This window comes from Enterobacter sp. CFEC122 (assembly GCF_052983755.1).
On the sequence record NZ_JBRIQR010000109.1, the window covers coordinates 1 to 1,840 of the forward strand.

Sequence of the window (1,840 nt, forward strand, 5' to 3'; positions counted from 1 at the left end):
ATTAATTATTGGAGACTATCATGAAGTTTGAGAAGTCACAGGCAGCAGTTGACCGCCTGACCCCCGAGCAACGCCGGATTACCCAGGATTCGGGGACCGAAAGGCCCTTCACGGGTGAGCACAACGACAACAAGGAGCCTGGCATCTACGTCGACATAGTGTCGGGAGAGCCGCTGTTCGCTTCAACGGACAAGTTCGATTCGGGTACTGGCTGGCCCAGCTTCACCAAGCCGATCGTTCCGGCAAACGTGAACGAGGTGCGGGACAGTGCACACGGCATGGTCCGGACGGAGGTCAGGTCGGTACACGCCGACAGCCATCTGGGCCACGTTTTCCCGGACGGTCCTTCCGACCGCGGCGGTCTGCGCTACTGCATCAACTCTGCGTCCCTTCGCTTCATCCCGCGCGACGAGATGGAGTCCGAGGGATACGGTGAATATCTCGATCAAGTAGAGGAGGCTTAACATGCATCAGCGCGCTGTTCTCGCAGGAGGATGTTTCTGGGGCATGCAGGATCTGATCCGCAAGCGGCCCGGCATCATCTCGACCCGTGTGGGTTACACGGGCGGCGATATTCCGAACGCCACGTATCGTAATCACGGCACGCATGCCGAGGGGATCGAGATTGTCTTCGACCCGACAGTGACGAGCTACCGGCACATCCTGGAATTCTTCTTCCAGATCCACGATCCGACGACGCTGAACCGCCAGGGCAATGATCGTGGGCTCTCCTACCGGTCGGGCATCTATTATGTCGACGAGGAGCAGAAGCGCGTCGCCGAGGATACGATCGCCGATGTGGATGCCTCGGGGCTGTGGGATGGCAAAGTGGTGACCGAGGTCCAGCCGGTCGGCGAGTTCTGGGAGGCCGAGCCCGATCACCAGGATTATCTGGAGAAGCGGCCGGGCGGCTACACCTGCCACTTCGTCCGTCCCGACTGGGTTCTTCCAAAGCGGCATGAGGCCGGCGATGTGAGCCCTGCGGCCGGGGCTGCAGCGGAATAGGCTTCGCTGCCGTTAGTGCCGCGCCGATCCGGTTCGCAACCTCCGACGACCGCGTCAATCGACGCGGTCGTCGAACCCGGCCTTGAAGCAGATCATTCCATTCAGCCGCCGTCGCAGTGCCAGGATCCAGATATGACAGACCTCTCCTCCTTTCCCATCACGCAGCGCTGGCCAGCATCTTATCCGGATCGCTTGCAACTATACGCGGCCCCCACGCCCAACGGCGTCAAGGTCTCGATGATGCTGGAGGAGACTGGCCTGCCGTATGAGCCCCACTTCGTCGACATCTCGAACAACGAGTCGAAGGATCCAGCGTTCGTGTCGTTGAATCCCAACGGCCGCATACCCGCGATCATCGATCCGGCTGGCCCTGACGGCCAGCCCATTGGCATATGGGAAACCGGTGCGATCCTCATCTATCTGGCCGACAAGACGGGGCAGCTCATCTCAACAACACCCGCCCAGCGGTACGAGACTCTGGCCTGGGTGTTCTTTCAGGTGTCGGGCGTTGGGCCGACCTTCGGACAGCTAGGCTTTTTCCTGCGATTTGCCGGCAAGGACTATGAGGACAAGCGACCTCGGCAGCGCTTTGTTGATGAATCCAGGCGTCTTCTCGGGGTCCTGGATCACCGGCTGGAGGGCCGCGAATGGATTGTCGATGATTACTCGATCGCGGACATTGCGACGTTTGGCTGGGTGAATGCGCTGGTCGAATTCTACGCAGCGGGCGACATCCTCGGCCTAAGCAGCTATTCGAACGTGCAGGCATGGCTCGAACGCGGGCTGGCGCGACCGGCTGTACAGCGTGGCCTGCGAATTCCTGCGAGGCCTGCAT

General features: G+C 60.7%; 3 protein-coding genes. All 3 read left to right on the forward strand.

Translation table 11 applies throughout. From position 1 onward, the window contains the following. The first annotated feature begins 20 nt into the window (after window positions 1-20). Window positions 21-464: a peptide-methionine (R)-S-oxide reductase MsrB gene (msrB, locus tag ACVCAM_RS26325; RefSeq protein WP_004099035.1), complete on the forward strand. Its 444-nt coding sequence runs from the start codon at window positions 21-23 to the stop codon at window positions 462-464. A gap of 1 nt (window position 465) precedes the next feature. Next, entirely contained in the window at window positions 466-1,005 is a 540-nt protein-coding gene (msrA, locus tag ACVCAM_RS26330) for a peptide-methionine (S)-S-oxide reductase MsrA (RefSeq protein WP_004099036.1), read from the forward strand. Between the two features lie 132 nt (window positions 1,006-1,137). Beyond that, on the forward strand, window positions 1,138-1,840 hold a 703-nt coding region (locus ACVCAM_RS26335; protein ID WP_004099038.1), incomplete at its 3' end, for a glutathione S-transferase N-terminal domain-containing protein.